20 protein-coding genes are annotated in these 20,219 nt (G+C 71.0%); 12 read left to right on the top strand and 8 right to left on the bottom strand.

Annotation, left to right across the window (positions count from 1 at the left end; genetic code table 11):
- Positions 1-35 precede the first annotated feature (35 nt).
- Genes crtI through BUB75_RS02590 form a run of 3 tightly spaced genes read left to right on the top strand, consistent with a single transcriptional unit; the run spans position 36 to position 3,978 of the window.
- Complete coding sequence (gene crtI, locus BUB75_RS02600) at positions 36-1,526, top strand: phytoene desaturase family protein (protein ID WP_084740296.1); 1,491 nt, start codon at positions 36-38, stop codon at positions 1,524-1,526.
- Positions 1,527-1,531: 5 nt separating this feature from the next.
- The gene (gene mptB / locus BUB75_RS02595; RefSeq protein WP_143174994.1) at positions 1,532-3,049 is read left to right on the top strand and encodes a polyprenol phosphomannose-dependent alpha 1,6 mannosyltransferase MptB; all 1,518 of its coding nucleotides are present in this window, start codon (positions 1,532-1,534) and stop codon (positions 3,047-3,049) included.
- Positions 3,046-3,978 (top strand): phytoene/squalene synthase family protein, encoded by a 933-nt coding sequence (locus BUB75_RS02590; protein ID WP_073251013.1) that lies wholly within the window; start codon positions 3,046-3,048, stop codon positions 3,976-3,978. The genes mptB and BUB75_RS02590 overlap by 4 nt, the downstream gene beginning before the upstream one ends.
- Here the strand turns inward: BUB75_RS02590 and BUB75_RS02585 are convergent.
- Genes BUB75_RS02585 through BUB75_RS02575 form a run of 3 tightly spaced genes read right to left on the bottom strand, consistent with a single transcriptional unit; the run spans position 3,896 to position 4,978 of the window.
- Complete coding sequence (locus BUB75_RS02585; protein WP_073251011.1) at positions 3,896-4,276, bottom strand: lycopene cyclase domain-containing protein; 381 nt, start codon at positions 4,274-4,276, stop codon at positions 3,896-3,898. The two genes, BUB75_RS02590 and BUB75_RS02585, sit on opposite strands and share 83 nt — an antisense overlap.
- Positions 4,273-4,596 (bottom strand): lycopene cyclase domain-containing protein, encoded by a 324-nt coding sequence (locus BUB75_RS02580; protein ID WP_073251009.1) that lies wholly within the window; start codon positions 4,594-4,596, stop codon positions 4,273-4,275. Before BUB75_RS02580 ends, BUB75_RS02585 begins: the two co-directional genes overlap by 4 nt.
- Positions 4,597-4,600: 4 nt before the next feature.
- Positions 4,601-4,978: an Rv2175c family DNA-binding protein gene (locus BUB75_RS02575; protein ID WP_218617246.1), complete on the bottom strand. Its 378-nt coding sequence runs from the start codon at positions 4,976-4,978 to the stop codon at positions 4,601-4,603.
- 204 nt (positions 4,979-5,182) lie between these two features.
- Between BUB75_RS02575 and pknB the strand changes: the two genes are divergently transcribed.
- The 6 genes from pknB (at position 5,183) to BUB75_RS02545 (ending at position 11,434) form a co-directional block, all read left to right on the top strand.
- Complete coding sequence (pknB, locus tag BUB75_RS02570; RefSeq protein WP_073252642.1) at positions 5,183-7,171, top strand: Stk1 family PASTA domain-containing Ser/Thr kinase; 1,989 nt, start codon at positions 5,183-5,185, stop codon at positions 7,169-7,171.
- Positions 7,172-7,182: 11 nt separating this feature from the next.
- Positions 7,183-8,058: a deoxyribonuclease IV gene (locus BUB75_RS02565; protein WP_218617245.1), complete on the top strand. Its 876-nt coding sequence runs from the start codon at positions 7,183-7,185 to the stop codon at positions 8,056-8,058.
- Between the two features lie 194 nt (positions 8,059-8,252).
- Positions 8,253-9,278 carry a 3-deoxy-7-phosphoheptulonate synthase gene (gene aroF, locus BUB75_RS02560; RefSeq protein WP_073251007.1) on the top strand — a complete coding sequence of 342 codons (1,026 nt, stop codon included), beginning with the start codon at positions 8,253-8,255 and terminating at the stop codon, positions 9,276-9,278.
- Between the two features lie 203 nt (positions 9,279-9,481).
- Positions 9,482-9,664: a (2Fe-2S)-binding protein gene (locus tag BUB75_RS48400; protein WP_073251005.1), complete on the top strand. Its 183-nt coding sequence runs from the start codon at positions 9,482-9,484 to the stop codon at positions 9,662-9,664.
- A 131-nt stretch (positions 9,665-9,795) separates the two neighbouring features.
- Entirely contained in the window at positions 9,796-10,278 is a 483-nt protein-coding gene (gene bfr / locus BUB75_RS02550) for a bacterioferritin (RefSeq protein ID WP_073251003.1), read from the top strand.
- A 127-nt stretch (positions 10,279-10,405) separates the two neighbouring features.
- Entirely contained in the window at positions 10,406-11,434 is a 1,029-nt protein-coding gene (locus BUB75_RS02545; protein ID WP_073251001.1) for a GDSL-type esterase/lipase family protein, read from the top strand.
- A gap of 62 nt (positions 11,435-11,496) precedes the next feature.
- Here the strand turns inward: BUB75_RS02545 and BUB75_RS02540 are convergent, their stop codons facing one another.
- The 3 genes from BUB75_RS02540 to BUB75_RS02530 form a co-directional block, all read right to left on the bottom strand.
- Complete coding sequence (locus tag BUB75_RS02540) at positions 11,497-12,762, bottom strand: hypothetical protein (protein WP_073250999.1); 1,266 nt, start codon at positions 12,760-12,762, stop codon at positions 11,497-11,499.
- A 75-nt stretch (positions 12,763-12,837) separates the two neighbouring features.
- On the bottom strand, positions 12,838-13,794 hold the full coding sequence (locus BUB75_RS02535) for a GntG family PLP-dependent aldolase (RefSeq protein WP_084740295.1): 957 nt from the start codon (positions 13,792-13,794) through the stop codon (positions 12,838-12,840).
- Positions 13,795-13,841: 47 nt separating this feature from the next.
- The gene (locus tag BUB75_RS02530) at positions 13,842-15,170 is read right to left on the bottom strand and encodes a class II 3-deoxy-7-phosphoheptulonate synthase (RefSeq protein ID WP_073252638.1); all 1,329 of its coding nucleotides are present in this window, start codon (positions 15,168-15,170) and stop codon (positions 13,842-13,844) included.
- A 103-nt stretch (positions 15,171-15,273) separates the two neighbouring features.
- Here BUB75_RS02530 and BUB75_RS02525 point away from each other — a divergent pair, with 103 nt between their 5' ends.
- A complete protein-coding gene (locus tag BUB75_RS02525) occupies positions 15,274-16,440 on the top strand; it encodes a hypothetical protein (protein ID WP_073250994.1) in 1,167 nt (388 codons plus the stop codon).
- An 82-nt stretch (positions 16,441-16,522) separates the two neighbouring features.
- Positions 16,523-16,906, top strand: a complete 384-nt coding sequence (locus BUB75_RS02520; RefSeq protein ID WP_073252636.1) for a phage holin family protein — start codon at positions 16,523-16,525, stop codon at positions 16,904-16,906.
- Between the two features lie 7 nt (positions 16,907-16,913).
- Here BUB75_RS02520 and BUB75_RS02515 read toward each other — a convergent pair whose 3' ends face one another.
- Both BUB75_RS02515 and BUB75_RS02510 read right to left on the bottom strand, forming a co-directional pair.
- Positions 16,914-17,939, bottom strand: a complete 1,026-nt coding sequence (locus tag BUB75_RS02515) for a 6-phosphofructokinase (protein WP_073250992.1) — start codon at positions 17,937-17,939, stop codon at positions 16,914-16,916.
- A 102-nt stretch (positions 17,940-18,041) separates the two neighbouring features.
- Complete coding sequence (locus tag BUB75_RS02510; protein ID WP_073250990.1) at positions 18,042-18,578, bottom strand: polyadenylate-specific 3'-exoribonuclease AS; 537 nt, start codon at positions 18,576-18,578, stop codon at positions 18,042-18,044.
- A 593-nt stretch (positions 18,579-19,171) separates the two neighbouring features.
- Here BUB75_RS02510 and BUB75_RS02505 point away from each other — a divergent pair.
- Complete coding sequence (locus BUB75_RS02505; protein ID WP_073250988.1) at positions 19,172-20,125, top strand: glucosyl-3-phosphoglycerate synthase; 954 nt, start codon at positions 19,172-19,174, stop codon at positions 20,123-20,125.
- Positions 20,126-20,219 lie beyond the last annotated feature (94 nt).

Raw genomic sequence — 20,219 nt, 5'->3', positions numbered from 1 at the left:
ATGCCGTGTCGCCCGCGGTGCCCTACGGTTCTGACGTGCGCACGACAACCGGGCCAAGCGATCACGTCGTCGTCGTCGGAGCAGGCCTCGCCGGTCTCTCCTGCGCGCTCCGTCTGCTCGGCGCGGGCAGGCAGGTGACGATCGTCGAACGCGAACCCGTCCCGGGCGGACGCGCCGGCCGGCTGACCGTTGATGGCTACCAGTTCGACACCGGGCCGACGGTGCTGACCATGCCGAACCTGATCGCGGACGCGTTCGGCGCGGTCGGCGAGCGGATGGACGACTGGCTGACGCTGGACCCGGTCAGCCCGCTGTACCGGGCGTTCTACCCGGACGGCTCGACGCTGGACGTCCACCCGGACACCGAGCGGATGGCCGCGGAGATCGCGGCCGTCTGCGGTCCGAAGGAGGCCGACGGGTACCGCAAGTTCGTCGGGTTCGTCTCCGAGCTCTACCGCCTGGAGATGGATGACTTCATCGACCGGAACCTCGACTCGCCGCTCGACCTGCTCGGGCCCGGACTGGCGCGCCTGCTCGCGCTGGGTGGGTTCCGGCGGCTCGCGCCGAAGGTCGGCCAGTACCTCAAGGATCCGCGGACCCAGCGCGTCTTCAGCTTCCAGGCGATGTACGCGGGCGTCTCCCCGTTCCAGGCACTCGCGATCTACGCGGTGATCGCGTACATGGACTCGGTTGCCGGCGTGTTCTTTCCCCGCGGCGGCATCCACGCGGTGCCGACCGCGCTGGCCGGCGCCGCCGAGAAGCACGGCGCGCAGATCCGCTACGGAACCACGGTCACCCAGGTCGAGACGAGGAACGGCCGCGCGGTCGGCGTCCGGACGAGTGACGGGGACCGGATCGCGGCGGACGTCGTCGTCCTCAACCCGGACCTGCCGGTCGCCTACCGCGACCTGTTGCCGCCGTCCGCCGCTCCGCGGCGGTTGAAGTACCTGCGCTACTCCCCGTCCTGCTTCCTGCTGCACATCGGTTCGTCCGCCGCGTACACCAAGACCGCGCACCACAACATCCACTTCGGACGCGCGTGGAAGCGGACGTTCACCGAGCTGATCGACCGCCAGGAGCTGATGAGCGACCCCTCGATCCTGGTGTGCAACCCGACGCTGAGCGACCCGGCGCTGGCCCCGGCGGACAAGCAGACGTACTACGTGCTCGCGCCGACGCCGCACGCCGGTGCGCCGATCGACTGGTCGGTGATCGGACCGCGCTACCGGGACGAGATCATCGCGGTCCTGGAGCAGCGCGGCTACGTGGGGTTCGGGGACGGCATCGAGGTCGAGCGGATGGTCACGCCCGCCGACTGGCAGGCCTCCGGGCTGGCGATGGGCGCCCCGTTCGCGGCCGCGCACACGTTCGGCCAGACCGGTCCGTTCCGGCCGTCGAACCTGGCACCGGGGCTGGCGAACGTCGTGTTCACCGGGTCCGGCACGCAGCCGGGCGTCGGGGTGCCGATGGTCCTGGTCTCCGGCAGGCTCGCCGCCGAGCGCATCACCGGCCCCATGCGAGCATGATGGCCGTGTCAGTGCCGTCAGCCACCACCACCGACCTCCCCGCAGCACACGACCGGTTCGCTCGAGAACGATGGGTCGGCTTCGCCGGGTCGGTGCTGATCGCGGTCGGTGGTCTCGGCGCCGGCGTGCTGCCGCGTCCCGATCCGCTGTCCGACGCTCCGGTGTTGCGCGTCCTGCGGCACGGCGCCGGTGTTCCGGTCTGCGTCACGCTGGCCATGGTCGGGATCGGCTTGCTGGTGCTCGCCTGGTGGCGGACGCGGACCGCGCGGAACGTGTCCTGGGTCACCAGGACGGCCGCGCTGTGGGCCGTTCCACTCGCGCTGGCCCCACCGATGTTCAGCCGCGACATCTACATCTACGCCACGCAGGGCCTGGTGCTGGCCCAGGGGCTCGACCCGTACGAGGTCGGCCCGTCGGCCCTCACCGACGGGCCTGGCGTCGATTGGCTGACGTCGATCTCGCCGACGTGGGCGGACACCCCGGCGCCGTACGGGCCGCTGTTCCTGTTCTTCAGCAGCCGGATCGCCGAGGCCGCGGACGGCAACCTCATCGTCGCCGTCCTCGCGCTGCGCGCTCTGGCCGTGCTCGGCGTCGTCGCGCTCGCGCTGCTCGTCCCCCGGCTGGCCGCCGCGTACGGCGTCCCGGCCGCCGGTGCGCAGTGGCTGGTGATCGCCAACCCGCTGCTGCTCACCCAGCTGGTCTCCGCCGGTCACAACGAGGCCCTGATGCTGCCGCTGCTCGCCGCCGCGCTGCTCGTCGCGGCCCGAGCCGTCGGCCCGGCCTCCCGCGTGCTGGCCGTCGGGGCGGGTGCGGGCGCGCTGGCCGGGCTGGCCGCCGCCACGAAGCTCTCCGCGATCGTCGCGCTGCCGTTCGTCGTCGTCCTGGTCGCCGCGGGTCTGCCTGCCGCAACCGAGTGGCGCCGCTGGCTGCGGCTGGTGCAGACCGGCGCCGTCGCGGTCGGGGCCGCGCTGTTGGCGCTGGCTGCTTCGTGCCTGGTCGCGGGCGTCGGCCCCGGGTTCATCCACGCGTTGTCGGTGACCGGTGGGATCAGCGTCCAGTGGACGTCGATTCCGACTGCCTGGGGCCTGGCGGCCGGGTGGTTCACCGACCGCGACGACGCGGTGCTGGAGGCCGCGCGCCTGGTCGGGTCCGCGGTCGCGGTGGTGCTGCTCGTCGTGCTCTGGTGGCGCGTCCGAAAACCAGCAACGACGACGCCGGACGCGTGGCCGTACGGACAGCGGGTGCTGGCGGCCTGCGCGGCGGCCCTGCTGCTGGTCGGCGTGCTCGGTGAGGCGTTCCACCCGTGGTACCTGCTCTGGCCGGCGGTACCCCTGGTCGCCGCAGGCCAGAAATGGACGACCGCCTACGCCGTGGCGTCCGGCGCGCTGTGCTTCTTGATCCTGCCGGACGGCTACAACCTGGCCCGCGCCACGGTCGTACCGGGCACGATCGTCGTCCTCCTGGGCACCGTGCTCGCGATCGGGTACGGCGTCCACCGGCTCCGGAAGGGATCCCTGACATGAGCGCTCGCGAACTGGACGCCGCCGGGATCACCGACCCGGCCTTGCGTGCCTCCTACGCGGCCTGCCGCGCGCTGCTCGCCGAGCACGGCAAGACGTATCACCTCGCGACGCTGCTGCTGCCGCCGGCGAAGCGGCCGTACGTGCAGGCGCTCTACGGCTTCGCCCGGTACGCCGACGAGATCGTCGACGACCTCGCATCGACGTGCTCGGACGCGGAGAAGGCGGCGGAGCTCGACGCGTTCGCGGCCTCGGTGCGCGCCGACCTGGAACGGGGCGCCTCCGATCACCCGATCACCCGCGCGTTGGTCGACACCGTCGCGCGCTGGGACATCAACACCGCCTACATCGACGCGTTCCTGACGTCGATGCGGATGGACCTGACCGTTACCGAGTACGCCACCTACGACGACCTGATGACCTACGTCTACGGCTCGGCGGCGGTGATCGGCCTGCAGATGGTGCCGATCTTGGAACACCCCGGCGTGCCGCGCGCGGTGGTCGAACCGTATGCGCACGACCTCGGGGTGGCGTTCCAGCTCGCGAACTTCATCCGGGACGTGGGTGAGGACCTCCGGCGCGGCCGCGTGTACCTGCCGATGGAGGACCTGGCGCTGTTCGGCGTGGACCGGGAGCACCTGGCCCGCGGCGTCGTCGATGGACCGGTCCGGCGGCTGCTGGCGTTCGAGGTGGCTCGCTGCCGGGAGGTCTACCGGTCCGCGTGGCCGGGCTTCCGGCTGCTGCACCCGGCGAGCCAGGAGTGCATGAAAACCGCATTCCGGCTGTACGGCGGCATCCTGGACGCGGTCGAGCGCGCGGATTACCAGGTGCTCGACCGCCGGGTCGCGGTCAGCGACGTCCGCCGGGCCGCGGTCGCGGTTCCTGCGCTGGTTCGGGCCGTGCGCGCCCGCCGGAGCGGCGTCCCAGCCTGACCCAGGTGGAGACCGCGAACAGCACCAGCGCGAACCCGAACAGCAGGTCTTCGACCGGCGCGTAGACGATCCGGCCGTCGCCGAACAGCTGCGGGCCGCCGTCGCCGAGGATCGCGTCCGGGTCGTACTGCACGATCCGCCGTCCGGTGAGGAACCCGTTGGTCAGTAACTGGAAAAACATCACGATCGCGTAGGAAACCCACCACACCCGACGAGTGATCAGCCGGGTGCGCCAGACGAACAGGTCGACGACGAGCGCGACGACGACGCCCAGTACCGCTGCTTGGGTGTACGTCACTCGTCGCCAGCCTTCCAGCGCGTGACCGTCCGTACCGCCTCGAACGCGAGGATCGCCGCGATCGGCACCACGACGAAGAACAGCAGCTCTTCCAGCGGCAGCGAACCGAACCGGATCCCGGTCATCTGCTCGGCGTCGAACGTCCAGTGACCGGCGGCGATCGCCGCCAGGTCCCAGACGACGAACACCAGCACGGTCGGCGCCAGCGCCAGGAGCAGCCGCCGCCACCGCCGGTAGACCCGCACCCGGAGCACCACCTCGAGCCAGCCGGAGCCCAGCAGACAGAACGCCAGCACGGCCAGGTAGCTCAGATGGCGCACGTCGTCAGAAGCCCAACGCTTGCGCGCGGCGCTTGATCTCGGTCGGCCGCTCCCGCAGCGCCGCCGCGGCGGTGCCCTCGGGCAGCGTCGGGTCCGGCGTATACAGCCAGCGCACGGAGTCCTCCGCGGAGTAGCCGGCGTCGTGCAACAGCATCAGCACACCGCCGAGGTGCCTGGCCAGGTTGGACTTGGTCCCGGCCGCCGATCGCAGGTCGGGCACCAGATCCGCGGGCAGTTTCCAGACCCCGTCGCGCCGGACCGCCAGCAGCGTGTTGCTCTTCACCATCTGATGCACCTTGGTCACCCGGACGTCCAGCCGCTCGGCGGCCTCGGGGACCGTGAGCCAAGCGTCGGGGCCGACCGTGTCGTTACTCGGTTCCACGCACCCACGATCCCACGAGATCTCAGTTCGGTGACGGTTGCGGTCCCCCGGCGAACCATTTGTCGTCCGGATGCGTGTGCTCGGCATGAAGCTCCGCGGTCATATCATGACCAAAGGCCGCCATCTGACGCCAGAGATGGGGAACTGGCCACCGGCATGGCAGGTCGGCTGTCTCGTTGACAGTCTCTCCGTACACTGATGCCCGTGGACAGGACGCTGGCCGACCCCTTGGTGGGTACCGTGCTCGAAGGCCGCTACCGAATTCGGGGGCGGATCGCGCGCGGCGGCATGGCGACCGTGTACGACGCCGTCGACGAGCGTCTGGAACGGACCGTCGCGGTCAAGATCATGCACCCCGGGTACGCCGCCGACCCGTCGTTCGTCCATCGGTTCATCCAGGAGGCGCGCTCGGCGGCGGCGCTGAGCCACCCGCACGTCGTCGCCGTGTACGACCAGGGCGTACACGAGGGCCTGGCGTTCCTGGTGATGGAGCAGGTTCAGGGCCGGACGCTCCGCGAGGTCCTGGCCGCGCGCGGGCGGCTCCCCGCCGCCGACGCGCTGGCGATCCTCGACCCGGTGCTCGACGCGCTCGCCGCGGCCCACCGGCACGGCATGGTCCACCGCGACGTGAAGCCGGAGAACGTCCTGATCGGCGCGGACGGCCGCGCGGTCAAGGTCGCCGACTTCGGGCTGGCGCGCGCGGTCGCGTCCGTCGGGCCCACGTCGACCCGCGGTGTGGTGATGGGCACAGTGGCCTACGTCTCGCCGGAGCAGATCACGTACGGCCAGGCCAGCACGCGCAGCGACGTGTACTCAGCGGGCATCATGCTGTTCGAGATGCTTACCGGGTCGGTGCCGTACGGCGGCGATTCCTCGGTGAACATCGCGTTCCAGCACGTCCACGCGGACGTGCCCGCGCCGTCGTCCCGGGCTCCGCTAGTACCGCCCGCACTCGACGAGCTGACGATGCGCGCGACCCGCCGCGACCCGAACGCCCGCCCGGCCGACGCCGGCGCGTTCCTCGAGGAACTGCGTGCGGTGCGCGACGAGATCGACGGACGCGGCACCCGCAGCGTCTCGGGCACCGGCATCCTCGCCGGCCTGAGCCCGCAGAGCGGCCCGCCGACGAACACCGTCACCGCGTCCGCCGCGGTGCCGGTGCCGACCGCGCCTGGTCAGCACACCCAGGTCGTCCCCAGGGCCGGTGACCCGCGGGGCACCGCGATGATGCCCGGCGGGATGCCGCCACCGCACCGTCCGGGCGGCGGTGGCCACGCGGCCGCGCTCCCCGGTCCGCTGGGACGGCTGAACCCACAGCAGCGCAAGCTCGCGATCATCGCCGTCGGGCTGGTGCTCGCGCTCGTCGCAGCCAGCACCGGCTGGTATCTCGGGATCGGCCGCTACACGTCGACACCGCAGTTCTACGAGCTCAACTCGGCCGACGCGACCGCACGCGCGCAGGCGGCCGGCCTGAAGATCGAGATCCGCCAGGAGTTCGACAAGACCGCGCTCGCCGGCCGGGTGTTCAAGCAGTCACCGAAGCCGGACGGGCGGATCCGCAAGGGCGGCACGGTCACCGTGACGATCTCCAAGGGCCCCGACGTCGTCGAGATCCCGAAGAGCCTCCGCGGTAAGAGCAAGGGTGACGTCGAGGAAGCCCTGAAGAAGGTTGGGTTCAAGACCACGCCCGACTTCGAGTTCAGCGAGGACATCGACGCGAACAAGCTGATCTCGACGTCTCCTGCGCTCGGCACCAAGGTCGAGCGCGGATCGACGGTCACGATCATCCTCAGCAAGGGCAAGGGCATCACGCTGCCCGACCTCAAGGGCAAGTCCCGCGAGGAGGCGGAACAGACGCTCGAGGAACTCGACCTGGCGTACGACATCCAGATCGACGATACGGTCACCGACCCGGAGCAGGCGGGTCTGGTGACCAACCAGACGCCGAGTCCGGGCCAGGTCTCCAGCTCCCAGAAAATCGTGCTGAAGGTCGCACAGGGCCAGTCGCAGGTGGAGATCCCCGACGTCACCGGCGAGGAGTTCGACGACGCCCGCGACGAGCTCCGCGAAGCCGGGCTGAAGGTGTCCCGGCGGGGCGGTGGGGACGATGACGACGCGCGGGTGATCTTCCAGTACCCACCGGCCGGCACGCTCGTGGCTGCAGGCACCGAGGTCAGCATCATCACCGGGTAGCCTGGCCGATCGTGTCTCCGCTGCCTCTCAACCAGCCCGTTCTCGGGGCTCACGTCCCGGCCTCCGGAGGGCTCGCGAAGCGCGCGATCCCCTACGCGGAGCGGATCGGGGCGACCACCGTGCAGGTGTTCGTCTCCAACCCGCGCGGGTGGGCCCTGGCGGCCGGCGTGCCCGCGCAGGACGAGCGGTTCGCGGCCTGGGCGGCGGAGCGCGGCATCGCGGTGTTCATCCACGCCACGTTCCTGGTGAACCTCGGCTCGAACGTCGAGGCGACGGTGGAGAAGTCGGTCGCGTCGCTGCGCCATGCGGTGGCGCGGGGCCGGGCGATCGGCGCGCGCGGGGTGGTGTTCCACGCCGGGTCGTCGCTGGCCACCGAGCGCCGGGCCGCGGCCTACGGACAGCTGCGCGAGCACCTGCTGCCGCTGCTCGACGAACTCACCCCGGAGGATCCGGACCTGCTGGTCGAGCCGACCGCGGGCGGCGGGTTCGCGCTCGCGTCCCGGGTGGAGGACCTCGCCGAGTACTTCGCGGCGGTGGACGCCCATCCGCGGCTGCGCGTGTGTCTGGACACCTGCCACGCGCACGCGGCCGGACACGACCTGGCCGAACCCGGCGGCCTGACGAAGACGCTCGACACGCTCGTCGACACCGTGGGACCGGGTCGGCTGGCGCTGGTGCACGCGAACGACTCCCGCGACCCGGCCGGCTCGTTGCGGGACCGGCACACCACGCTGGGCGAGGGGACGATCGGCGTCGACGGCTTCGCCGCGCTGTTCACGCACCCGGCCGCGGCGGGTGTCCCGATCGTCGTGGAGACGCCGTCGGAGGACGACGGTGCCGGCCACGCCGCCGACATCACGCTCCTCCGTCGCCTCGCCGCGGGGTGACGGACACCCGACAGCCCAGTACGCATGTGATCGGCTAGGCTTCGAATCATGCAGCAGCGTTTCTTTTGGTATGGCGACCGCCCGGGCGTCCCCCGGCGGCCAGTCGCGCTGTACTAGAAGCGCACGCCGCAGGAATCCTTCCGACAGCCCCGGGCCCCAGGCCCGGGGCTCGTCGTTTTAGAGGAGAACTTCGCATGGTCATCGTGATGAGCCCTGACGCCGCGGACAGCGCACTCCGCACCGTCGTCTCGACGGTCGAGGAGGCAGGCGGTTCCGCGTTCGTCTCGCGCGGCGTCACCCGCACGATCGTCGGCGTGGTCGCCGGCGAATCGGTCCTGGCCGCGTTGGAGGTGGAGGGACTACCCGGCGTCGCCGAGGTGGTCCGCATCACCTCTCCGTACAAACTCGTGAGCCACGAGAACCATCTACGAACGTCCACCGTTCACGTCCGGGGCGTCCCGATCGGTCCGGACAGCGTGACGCTGATCGCCGGTCCGTGTGCGGTGGAGACCCCGGAACAGACGCTGGAAGCCGCGCTGATGGCGCGGAGGGCGGGCGCCGCCCTGCTCCGCGGCGGCGCCTACAAGCCCCGGACGTCGCCGTACGCGTTCCAGGGCCTCGGCGTCGACGGCCTGAAGATCCTGGCCGACGTCCGGACCGAGACCGGTCTGCCGGTGGTGACCGAGATCGTCGACCCGGCGGACGTCGACGTGGTCGCCGAGTACGCCGACATGCTGCAGGTCGGCACCCGGAACATGCAGAACTTCGCGCTGCTGCAGGCGGTCGGCGCGGTGGGCAAGCCGGTGCTGCTCAAGCGCGGTCTCACCGCGACGTACGAGGAGTGGCTGATGGCCGCCGAGTACATCGCCCAGCGCGGCAACCTCGACATCGTGCTGTGCGAGCGTGGAGTGCGGTCGTTCGAGTCCGCGATCCGGAACATGCTGGACGTCTCGGCCGTGCCGATGGTGCACCAGCTCTCCCACCTGCCGGTCCTGATCGACCCGTCCCACGCGGCCGGCCGCCGGGAGCTGGTCGTGCCGCTGGCGCGAGCGGCGATCGGCGTGGGCGCCGACGGGCTGCTCATCGACGTCCACCCGCACCCGGAGGTCGCCAAGTGCGACGGGCCGCAGGCCCTGCACGGTGCGGACCTCGACGAGTTGGAGACCGCGGTGCGTACGCTCCCGCCCGCCCTCGGCAAGACCCTCACGCCCGCACCCTGACCAGCGCGGAGGCTGATCCGAGGCGTCGCCTTACGGCGGCGCCTCGGCCGTTTCCGGACCCAAAAAATATCGGACATTAAGACCGCAACATGCCCAGGGTCGGGAGCGAATCCCGGCAACCACTTGCATCCCGGAGAAGGATAGGTAAGCCTTACTGAGCCAAGGCTAACCAACAGCCTGACCGACCATCCGGGGGTGAGCTCGTGTACGTCTGCATCTGCGCGCGAGTTCGCGAGGCCGAGATCAGGTCGGTGATCCACGCCGGCGCACAGGACGAGTTCGACGTCGGCGAGGCATGCGGCGCGGGCACCGGTTGCGGTTCCTGCGTCGAACGAATCTGTGGATTACTTCGCGACAGTGAGGCGCCCCTGGCTCGAGCGTCCTGACCTGCAAGGTCAGTACCGACCGGTCGCAGACACGAACACGTCTGCGACCGGCGAGTCGTGCCCTACAACAGGAAAATACGCCGGAGCGGAGTTAGGGTGAGGCCTCCACACCCGAACGGAGGATCTCCGGCATGCAAGGCGACGCGAGGACCATCGAGTTCCTCAATGAGCAGCTCACCGCCGAGCTGACCGCGATCAACCAGTACTTCTTGCACGCGAAGATGCAGGAGAACTGGGGCTACACGACTCTTGCTTCGCACACCAAGCACGAGTCGATCGACGAGATGCGCCACGCCGAGGTGCTCACCGATCGGATCCTCTTCCTGGAAGGGCTTCCGAACTACCAGAAGCTGCTGGCGCTGCGGATCGGCGAGACCGTGCCGGAGATGTTCCGGTGCGACATGCTGATCGAGCAGGAGGCCGTGACTCGGCTCCGCGAGGGCATCGCCCACATGCGGTCGGTCGGCGACGTCACGTCGGCGAACATCTTCGAGGACATCCTCAAGGACGAGGAAAGCCACATCGACTACCTCGAGACTCAACTCGACCTGATCGAGAAGCTCGGCGAGCCGCTATACCTGTCCCGGTTGACAAAGCACCCGGAATCGGACTGAGCTAGCTGATCGTCCGAGGCCCGTGCCGGCACCACCGCCGGCACGGGCCTCGGCACGTTAACCACCCGTATCGACGCGATCACTGTGGGATCATCAAACCACTCGTCGATCGGGTTGGGGAGTTCGGATGGCTGCCTGGCGCGTCCTCACCGCAGTGGCACTGGTCCTGAGCGGGCTACTGTTCACCAACCCCGCCGACGCGGCCGCACGTCGCCCGGCGATCGTCGGCATGGGCGACAGCCTCGTCGCCGGCGAGGGCGCCGGGCGCTACCTGCCCGCCACCGACCGCCGCGGCAACTTCTGCCACCGCTCCCGGGCGGCTGCCCTCCAGCAGACGACGCTGCCCGGCGTCGCCGACCCGGCCCGGGTGAACCTGGCCTGCGCCGGAGCCACCACCGCGAACGTCCGGCTCGGCGGTAACCCGCGCTACGGCGAGGCGCCGCAGGCCGAGCAGCTGCGGACGGTGGCGCGCCGGTACGACGTCCGGCTCATCGTGCTGACGGTCGGCGTGAACGACGTCGGATACGCGAACCTGGCCTACGACTGCATCCTGGCCTACCTCCGGCTCGCCGACCGCTGCCAGGACACCTGGGCGCCGCGCATCCGGCAGCGGCTGGCCGCCGCGGTCCCCCGGATCTCTCAAGACGTCCGTGACATCCGGAGCGTGCTGCGGGAGGCCGGCTACCGCAGCGACGACTACACGCTGGTCCTGCAGTCGTACGCGTCCCCGGTCACCGGCGACATCCGGTACGGCACGGCGGCCCGCGGCTTGTTCGGCTGCCCGGTGAGGGACGACGACGGCAACTGGGCGAAGAACTGGGTCGCCGCGCAGTTCTCCGCCGCGTTCGCCCGGATCGCCGCCGACGAGGGCGTCCGGTTCCTCGACCTGGCACCGGCGCTGCGCGGCCGGGAGGCGTGTGCGCGCGGGATCAGCCGCTTCCAGGAGTGGTCGCGCGGCGTCACCGTGGACCTGGCCGCCATCCGGCACGGGCTGGGGATGAACGTGCTGCAGCAGTCCGCGCACCCGAACGCTCGCGGGCACGCACAGTTCGCACGGTGCCTGAGCGCGTTCGTGGCACGCGGGGACCGCGCCGCGAAGTGCGCCCGCCAGTCCGACGGGAACCTCGCCCCGGTCGCCGCTCCCCTAGCGGCCTGAGCGCCGCCTGCGCGCGGCCCCCTGGGCGCGGCCGCCGCGGCCGGTCGCGGCGGTTTTGCGGCTCAGGCCCGGTGTCGCACCCGGTGGGCTCGGCGTCCGCCGCTCGCCTCGCGGTCGCGCCGCTGGTCGAGCACCGATCGCGCGTCCGCACGCAGGCCGTCCACGCCGTGCCACCGGGTCATCCCGGCGGCGTCCGTGCCCACCAGGACGTCCGGCCCGACGGCGGCGCCACCGCGCTCGGCGGCCAGCCCGTCCAGCGCACGGACGACGGTGTCCGCGACCAGCGCCGCCACCGGGTCACCGTCGGTCCAGACCACGTACGCGTGCCGGAACGCGGGCTCGGCGGTCCGCGCACCGGCGATCAGCCCCGCGTACCGGGCGATCCGCACCGGCTCCCCGTCGGCGGCGAGCGCCCCGATCTCGGCAACGGTGGCCGGACCGAGCCGGTCGCCGTCGGACTCCCGGACGACCGCCGGGAGTCCGTCGACCAGGTCCTGCCAGCGGTCGTGGTCGGCGGCCAGCCGGGCGACGAGCGTGCTCAGGTCGTCGCCGACCGGCGAACTCCAGAACGCCACCTCCCGCCGGGACCGCGAGTCCGTGAAACGCTCCTCCATCGCCGCGACGAAGTCCTCCCGGACCGGGCGGCCGGACTCGGTCACCGGTGGCCACGGTGGCGCCTCCATTCGCGTCCGCCGGACGAACAGCATCGGATGACCGCGCACGGTCGTACAACGCGGCAGCCAGAACACGTCGGCGTAGACGCCGAGCCGGTCCGGGCCGGAAGCGAGCTGCGTCCGCCACCGCGCGACGCGTTTGCGTGCCTGGTCCTGGGCAGCGCGCCGCCGCTGGAGCCCCTGGAGACCGGCCCCGGCGTCCCGCGCGCCCGCCAGGCCGTTCCGCGCGGCCACTGCGCCGGCCGGTCGGAGGAACACGCTGCTCGTCACCGGGTCCGCGATCGGGTCGCGGGGCCAGCGGGTCAGCAGCGCCAGCACGCTCTCCAAGCGGCTCAGCCGGTCCCCCAGCTGATCCAGGTCCCGCTGGGACGTCTCGACCGTGCTCAGGCGAGCGCGAAGCTCACGCAGGTCGGCGGTGGTGCGGTCGAGGCGCTCGGTGGAGCCGGCCAGAGCGTCGGCTGCCGCCTCCTCGGCCGCGGCGAGGTCCCGGATCGTCAGCAGCAGAACACCGACGACGACGCCGATCAGAACCGCGACGATGATCGGCGAGAAGCGTCCGAGCAACCACGCGGCGAACAGCAGCACCAGCGTCGTGCCACCGGCCCACGTCAGGATGAGCGACTGGTCACCTACCACCCGGCGTAAGGTGCGCATGACACATCGTTGCTGTGTCCCACCGCGCGAGGAAAGGGACCGTTCGGAGGGTCCCACCCGGGAATTTGAGCTAGTTCAGCCGCGCAGTACGGCCGACAGTACGGTGATCGCCCGCTCGAGGCCGTCGTCGTCCACGTCGAGGTGGGTCATCACCCGGACCGTGCGCGGACCGAAAACGCCCACCAGGACGCCCTGCTCGGCCGCCGCCCGCACGAACGCGTGCGGATCGGGCACCGTGAGCAGCACCAGGTTCGTCCACACGCCTGCCGGATCCACCACGCCGAACTCGGCCAGCGCTGCCGCGAGCCGGGACGCCCGCGCGTGGTCGTCGGCCAGCCGCTCGACGTGGTGCGCGAGCGCGTACCGGCCGGCCGCCGCGAGGACGCCCGCCTGCCGCATCCCGCCGCCGAGCTGCTGTCGGCGGCGCCGGGCCCGCTCGATCCGCTCCGCGGTGGAGATCACCAGCGAGCCCACCGGCGCACCCAGCCCCTTGGACAGGCAGACCGAGAGCGTGTCGAACAGCAGGCCGTACTCGGCGAACGTCACCCCGGACGCCACCGACGCGTTCCAGATCCGCGCCCCGTCGCAGTGCAGCGCCGGGGCGCCGGCCCGCAACCGCACCAGGTCGTCGTAGGGCAACACGGAGCCGCCACCCCGGTTGTGGGTGTTCTCGACCGCGACCGCGCTCGTCGGCAGCGCGTGGTACCCCGGACGCCGTACCTGAGCGAGCCAGGCGTCGACGTCCAGCGCACCGGGCGACGTGCCGACGACTGTGCGGGTGCTGACCCCGCCGATCGCCGCCGCCGCGCCGCCCTCGTACGTGACGACGTGCGCGTCGGCGTCGCAGAGCAGTTCGTCCCCCGGCCCGAGCAGCACCGAGAGCGCGAGCTGGTTGGCCATCGTGCCGGACGGCACGAACAGCGCCGCCTCGTGGCCGAACAGTGCGGCGACCTCGGCCTCGAGCGCGTTGACCGTCGGGTCCTCGCCGTAGACGTCGTCGCCGACCTCGGCTTCGGCGATCGCCTTCCGCATCCCGTCCGTGGGACGGGTGACGGTGTCCGAGCGGAGGTCTACCGGTTTCACCCGCGCAGCATCTCCGCGATCAGGAACGCCAGCTCCAGCGATTGCTGGCTGTTCAGCCGCGGGTCGCACGCGGTCTCGTACCGGTCGGCGAGGTCCGCGTCGAGGATGTCCTGCGCCCCACCGAGGCACTCGGTGACGTCCTCGCCGGTCAGCTCCACGTGAATGCCGCCCGGGTGAGTGCCGAGCGCGCGGTGCACCTCGAAGAAGCCGAGCACCTCGTCGACGATGCGGTCGAAGTGCCGCGTCTTGTACCCGGTGGACGCCTCGTGCGTGTTGCCGTGCATCGGGTCGCACTCCCAGACGACCAGGTGCCCGGTCGCGCGGAGCTTCTCCACGATCGGCGGCAGCGCGTCCCGGACCTTGTGGTTGCCCATCCGGGAGATCAGCGTGAGCCGACCGGGGATGCGGTCCGGGTCGAGGCGCTCGGCGAGCTCGATCACGAAGTCCGGCGTCGTCGTGGGGCCGAGCTTGACGCCGATCGGGTTCGCGATGCGGGAGACGAAGTCCAGGTGGGCGCCGTCCAGCTGCCGGGTGCGCTCGCCGATCCAGATCATGTGCCCGGACAGGTCGTACGCGATGCCGCGCTCGTCGCGCCGGGTCAGCGGCCGCTCGTAGTCCAGGATCAGCGCCTCGTGGGACGCGTACAGGTCGGTGGTGCGCAGCGCTACGTCGTCCACGCCGCAGGCCTGCATGAACTTCAGCGCGCGGTCGATCTCGGCCGCGATCGCCTCGTAGCGCTCTCCGGCCGGGGAGTTCTTCACGAACTCCTTGTTCCAGTCGTGGACCGCGTGCAGGTCGGCCATGCCGCCGCGGCGGCTGAACGCCCGCATCATGTTCATCGCGGCGGCCGCGTTCGCGTAGGCGCGGATCATCCGGTTCGGGTCGGGGATGCGCAGCTCGGGGTCGGGCGTGAACGCGTTGACCATGTCACCGCGGTACGACGGCAGGCCGAGCGAGTCGATGTCCGACGATCGCGGCTTCGCGTACTGCCCGGCGACCCGCCCGATCTTGACGACCGGCATCGAGGCGCCGTACGTCAGGACGACCGCCATCTGCAGCAGCACCCGGGTGAGCGCGCGCAGGTGGGGCTCGGTGTTGTCGTCGAACGTCTCGGCGCAGTCACCGCCGCGGAGCACGAACGCCCGGCCGTGCGCCACCTCGGCCAGCCGCTCGCGCAGAGCGTCGACCTCGTACGGCGCGACGATCGGCGGAACGGTCGACAACGTGCGGCCGACCTCCGCGAGCGTGTCGGGATTCGGCCAGGTCGGTTGCTGTGCGGCGGGCAGAGAGCGCCAGATATCCAGGTCGTCGACGACGGTGTCCATCACGCCCCCAGAGTAGTTGGCCGCCCCGGAAGGGTGCGGTCCCCACCCGCTCCGTGGGATCGGGGTGATGCGTCACACGCCTGTTATCGGAAGGTCCGCACAGATGTTAGAAGCTCTCCCCGACTCGATCGGTACGGCAGCGCTGCCGTCCGGGCGCTCGGACACCGACTTACGGGTCGCGATCGCCGGTCGCCGGCCGATCCGCCGGGTGGTGCGCGTGGCACGGGTCGTGCTCGCGCTGGTCTCGGCCGCCGCCTTCGCCGGCTGGGCGGTGACCAACGACGAGTGGACCATTTACGTCGCGTTCGGCGCGCTGGCCCTGATCGCGCTCGGAGGGCTGACGTCGTGGCCGCTGGCGTCGTTCGGCGGGTGGAGCACCCGGTCGGAGGCCGCTCGGGTCGTCGGCGACTGGTTACAGGCGGTGACGCTGGCTCTCGGGTGCCTCGGGCTCCTGGTCGGGTTCGTGCGTACCGACGTCGACACGCTCGTCGTGGTCGGGGGCGTCGGCGGGATCCTGTGCCTCACGCTCGGGTGGCTGATGCCGGCGACGGCCTGGCTGCTGATCGCCTCGCGGGCGCAGCAGCGGGAGCGTCCGGTGCTGGAGCGGTACCAGCGGCTGGCGCAGCGGGACGAGGTGCAGGCGCAGAAGACCCGGACGCCGGAGCGTTTCCCGGCACTACCGGCCCCGGTGCTGCTCCGCCCCCAGGTGGACGAGCCGGTGACGCTGGTGGTGCTCGACGACTCGATGGACCCGGAGGACTTCGACTCGCCTGCGGAGTACGCGGAGTGGATCTCCGAGCCGGAGCTGACCGTGCGCGCCGATCCGCGCCGGATCGAGATCATCGACGAGGCGGGACGGCAGCGGACGCTGCTCGTGGGCGGCCGCGGCCTCTCGACGCCGGATCCGGACGCGCCGGGCGGCCCGGTGGCGTCGATGGTGGTGATCGTCGCCGCGGGGCTGAAGCCCGAGAGCGACGAGCCGACGTTCGACGCGGACACCGAGGCTGCGCTGCGGCGGCTGGTCGGCGACGTCGACCGGGTCGCGCTGGTGGACGCCGCCGGGCGACGCGTCGTGGACCTGCCTGACCTGGCATGGACGCTGCGGGAGCTGGTGCGGCTGGCCGGCGCGGCCGGGATCCCGTGCCTCGCGTACCGGCTCGACGAGGACGTGATCGACCGCGCCGAGGGTCGGACGCCGACCGGCGTGGACTTCGGCGTGCTCGAGGTCAACTACCCGGCGGCGCCGGACTTGATCGACCTGGTCGACTGATCCCGGGGCCTCCCGCGAAACGCCTGGGGCTGGTGTGACCGAGTCGGCCGGAACACTCGACCCGGTCTGCCAGGATCGGGACGTGAACCTCATCCTGACGGTGCTCGTCAACGCGGTGGCGCTGCTGGCGTCGACATACGTCGTCGACGGCATCGACGTCACCGAGGCGACCTGGCCGGCCAAGGTCGGCACGCTGCTCGTCGTCGCGGCGATCTTCGGTCTGGTCAACACGATCGTGAAGCCGATCGTGAAGTTGATCGGCTGCGGGATCTACGTGTTGACGCTCGGGTTGTTCGGGCTCGTCGTGAACGCGCTCCTGTTCCTGCTCGTCGGCTGGTTCGCCGAGCAGTTCGGGCTGAGCTTCGAGGTCGACGGTTTCTGGGCCGGTTTCTGGGGCGCGATCGTCGTCTGGATCGTGAGCTTCGTCCTCAACTTGGCCCTCGACCTGTCGAAGGACAAGGACTGACCAGCGCTTAGCCGAAGAACACTTCGGCCTCGGCGTAGCGGGCCAGCGGCACGGTCTTCAGCTCCCGGGTCGCCTCCTCGATCGGGACGCGGACGATGTCGGTGCCGCGCAGCGCCACCATCTGGCCCCAGTCCCGCTCGTGCGCCGCGTCGATCGCGTGCAGGCCGAAACGGGTGGCCAGCACGCGGTCGAACGGCGTCGGCGACCCACCGCGCTGCACGTGCCCCAGCACCACGGCCCGCGACTCCTTGCCGGTTCGCTCTTCGATGCGGCTGGCCAGCCACTGCCCGATCCCACCGAGCCGGACGTGCCCGAACGCGTCCAGCTCGCCGCTCTGCAGCACCTCGGCGCCCTCCTGGGGCATCGCGCCCTCGGCCACGACGAGGATCGGCGCGTACTGCGTGGCGAAGCGGCTCTCCACGTGCTTGATCACGTCGTCGAGGTCGAACGGGAGCTCCGGCACGAGGATGACGTTCGCGCCCCCGGCCAGGCCCGCGTGCAGCGCGATCCAGCCCGCGTGCCGCCCCATCACCTCGACCACCAGCGCGCGGTGGTGCGACTCGGCGGTGGTGTGCAGCCGGTCGATCGCGTCGACCGCGACCGTCACCGCGGTGTCGAAGCCGAACGTGTAGTCGGTCGCGCCCAGGTCGTTGTCGATCGTCTTCGGCACCCCGACGACCGGGATGCCCTCTTCGGTGAGCTTCTTCGCGACGCCGAGCGTGTCCTCGCCGCCGATCGCGATCAGGGCCTCGACGCCCCGCTCCTCCAGCGACCGGCGGATCCGCTCGACGCCGTCCTCGACCTTGTACGGGTTGGTCCGCGAGGAGCCGAGGATCGTCCCGCCGCGCGGCAGGATCCCGCGAACCTGCTCGATTCCCAGCGGCCGCGCGTCACCCTCGACGGGGCCGCGCCAACCGTTCCGGTATCCCGAGAATTCGTGGCCGTAGACGCTGACACCTTTCCGGACGATGGCCCGGATGACGGCGTTGAGGCCCGGGCAGTCACCGCCGCCGGTGAGCACGCCGATGTGCATGGTGCGGTCCTTTCGTAGCACGGGGACGACGGAGGGGCCGCGTCCTGTGCTGCGGGGACTGACGTGCCGACGCGGTAGTCGCCTCGACGCACACCGTAGTCGTCAGGCCGAACCGATGCGGACACCTTCCACGCCGGAGATGCGGACCTTCTCCATCGCCCGCCAGCGCGCGAGGTTGTGCCGGGCGTCCGCGAGCGCGTCGTGCTGGTCGGCACCCGCCGGCGGCAGTTCGGGGCGGCCGAGGTCGTCCCAGCGTTGCCGCAGGTCCTTGGAGAACCGCGGGATCGGGCGGGCCAGCGCGGGCATCGGCCCCCACAGCTGGCAGAGCGCCACGTGGTCGTACGCGGCGTACCAGGCCCAGAGTTCGACCGAGCCCCGGTTCGTCACCCCGGCGGTCAGGAACTCGAGCAGCTCGGTACGGATGCGTTCCCGGGACTTCCAGACGGGCGACGCCGGGCCGGGCAACTTGTCGAGGACGTTCTTCCGGACCCACGGAATCGCCCGGCTGTCGTCGAACTCCGTCGAGACCGCGTAGAACTCGTTGCCGTCCTCGTCGACCGCTCCGATGGAGACGAGATCGATGGTGTGCCCATCCTCGATGAACTCGGTGTCGTAGAAGATGCGGCGGAGCGGTGCCATTCCCTCATTCTGCCGCCACCGGCCCCCGGACGAGGAATCCGGGACCCGGTAAACGGTGCAAACGCGGTCTCAACAGCCCCATTCTCCCGCCCAAACTGCACCCGTCGCGGACGGTAGATCCGGGCGGCCTCGGGTATTCGGGCGTCACCACGCAGGGGGATGGGGGTGCGCGTGGCGTCGGGGACCGCGCCCGAGGTCGTCGCGGCACGGTCCGCGGGGGCGCCGCACCGGTCTCACCTGCCCCGAGTGGCACTCGCCACGTCTTCTTCGCGCCGAGAAACGTCGAGAAAATCCGTTATGCATTAGCTCGATCACTTAAACGGTGCTTGATCGACACAGGATGGCGCACTATGGAAATGCGTGAGCCTCGCTTCGTCGTCACTCAGCCGCATGGAAACAGGAGTGAAGGGGTAGAGACGGCCTGCTGTTCGGGGCCGGATGCGCTGCCCCTTCCAAACCGGTCACCGTAGGTCACTTGAGTGACCACAGGACGAAACTCACAAGAAACCATTGTCCGACAGCGTGGTTGTTCTCACCCGTCACACTGAGCTGGCCATCCACGACAGCTCGGTCCTGACCGGAAGGGGTCGCCGATGAGAGCCGACACCCGTGCCTGGTTCTCCCGCCGGACCTCCACCGCAGGTGATTGGCCCGTCGAGGTCCTTGCCGATCGCAAGGGCTCGACGACGGTCGCTGTGGTGCTGCCGGCGCTCAACGAGGAAGAAACCGTCGGCACGATCGTCCAACGCATCGTGAGCCTGGCTGACCGCAGCCGCCTCGTCGACGACATCGTGGTCGTCGACTCCGGGTCCACCGACCGCACCGCAGAGCGGGCCGCCGCCTCCGGGGCGCGGGTCGTCCACCGCGACGACATCGTCCCCGACCTCCCCAGCCGACCGGGCAAGGGCGAGGTGCTCTGGCGTTCACTGCACGCAACGACCGCGGACATCGTCGTCTACGTCGACGCGGATCTCACCGATTTCCGTCCGCACTACGTCACCGGGCTGCTCGGCCCGATCCTGAGCGATCCGAGCGTCCAGTTGGTGAAGGCGTTCTACGACCGGCCGCTGGCCGGGGTCTCACCGGTCGGTGGTGGACGGGTCACCGAGCTGACCGCCCGACCGCTTCTCAACGCGTTCCTGCCGGAGCTGGCCGGTGTCGTCCAGCCGCTGGCCGGGGAGTACGCCGGACGGCGCTCCCTGCTCGAGCGCCTGCCGTTCGCCCCCGGGTACGGGGTGGAGACCGGCATCCTCATCGACACGGTGCTCGCTCACGGCATCGACGCCGTGGCCCAGGTCGACCTGGGTGAGCGCGGGCACGGCCACCAGGACACCGCCGCACTCGGGCGGATGTCGGCCACGATCATTCAGACGTTGACCGCACGGATCGGCCCCGCCCGGCCGGAGGGCCACGACCTGGTCCAGTTCAGCCGGGTAGAGGGCGAGGTCGTGCCGGTGACCTGGGACATTCCGTGGGAGGAGAGGCCGCCGATGATCTCCCTCCCGTCGTACCAGGCGTCCCGTCGCGCGTCGTCCGCTACCGCCTGATCAACGCACACGAACGGCCGCCCCGCTCGCGTGGGGCGGCCGTTCGGCGTTGCTCGGAGGGCGGCGGCCCGCCCCACGCCCCGCCCGCTGCGGG

Source organism: Cryptosporangium aurantiacum, from assembly GCF_900143005.1.
In the GTDB taxonomy this organism is placed as follows: Bacteria; Actinomycetota; Actinomycetes; order Mycobacteriales; family Cryptosporangiaceae; genus Cryptosporangium; species Cryptosporangium aurantiacum.
This window is presented reverse-complemented; position numbering and strand designations above follow the sequence as displayed.

Excerpts from the sequence above, each read along its gene's own strand:
- BUB75_RS02590 (WP_073251013.1), top strand. The coding sequence starts at position 3,046 with ATGAGCGCTCGCGAACTGGACGCCGCCGGGATCACCGACCCGGCCTTG.
- aroF (WP_073251007.1), top strand. The coding sequence starts at position 8,253 with ATGGTCATCGTGATGAGCCCTGACGCCGCGGACAGCGCACTCCGCACC.
- bfr (WP_073251003.1), top strand. The coding sequence starts at position 9,796 with ATGCAAGGCGACGCGAGGACCATCGAGTTCCTCAATGAGCAGCTCACC.
- BUB75_RS02545 (WP_073251001.1), top strand. The coding sequence starts at position 10,406 with ATGGCTGCCTGGCGCGTCCTCACCGCAGTGGCACTGGTCCTGAGCGGG.
- BUB75_RS02540 (WP_073250999.1), bottom strand. The coding sequence starts at position 12,762 with ATGCGCACCTTACGCCGGGTGGTAGGTGACCAGTCGCTCATCCTGACG.
- BUB75_RS02535 (WP_084740295.1), bottom strand. The coding sequence starts at position 13,794 with ATGCGGAAGGCGATCGCCGAAGCCGAGGTCGGCGACGACGTCTACGGC.
- BUB75_RS02530 (WP_073252638.1), bottom strand. The coding sequence starts at position 15,170 with ATGGACACCGTCGTCGACGACCTGGATATCTGGCGCTCTCTGCCCGCC.
- BUB75_RS02525 (WP_073250994.1), top strand. The coding sequence starts at position 15,274 with ATGTTAGAAGCTCTCCCCGACTCGATCGGTACGGCAGCGCTGCCGTCC.
- BUB75_RS02515 (WP_073250992.1), bottom strand. The coding sequence starts at position 17,939 with ATGCACATCGGCGTGCTCACCGGCGGCGGTGACTGCCCGGGCCTCAAC.
- BUB75_RS02510 (WP_073250990.1), bottom strand. The coding sequence starts at position 18,578 with ATGGCACCGCTCCGCCGCATCTTCTACGACACCGAGTTCATCGAGGAT.
- BUB75_RS02505 (WP_073250988.1), top strand. The coding sequence starts at position 19,172 with ATGAGAGCCGACACCCGTGCCTGGTTCTCCCGCCGGACCTCCACCGCA.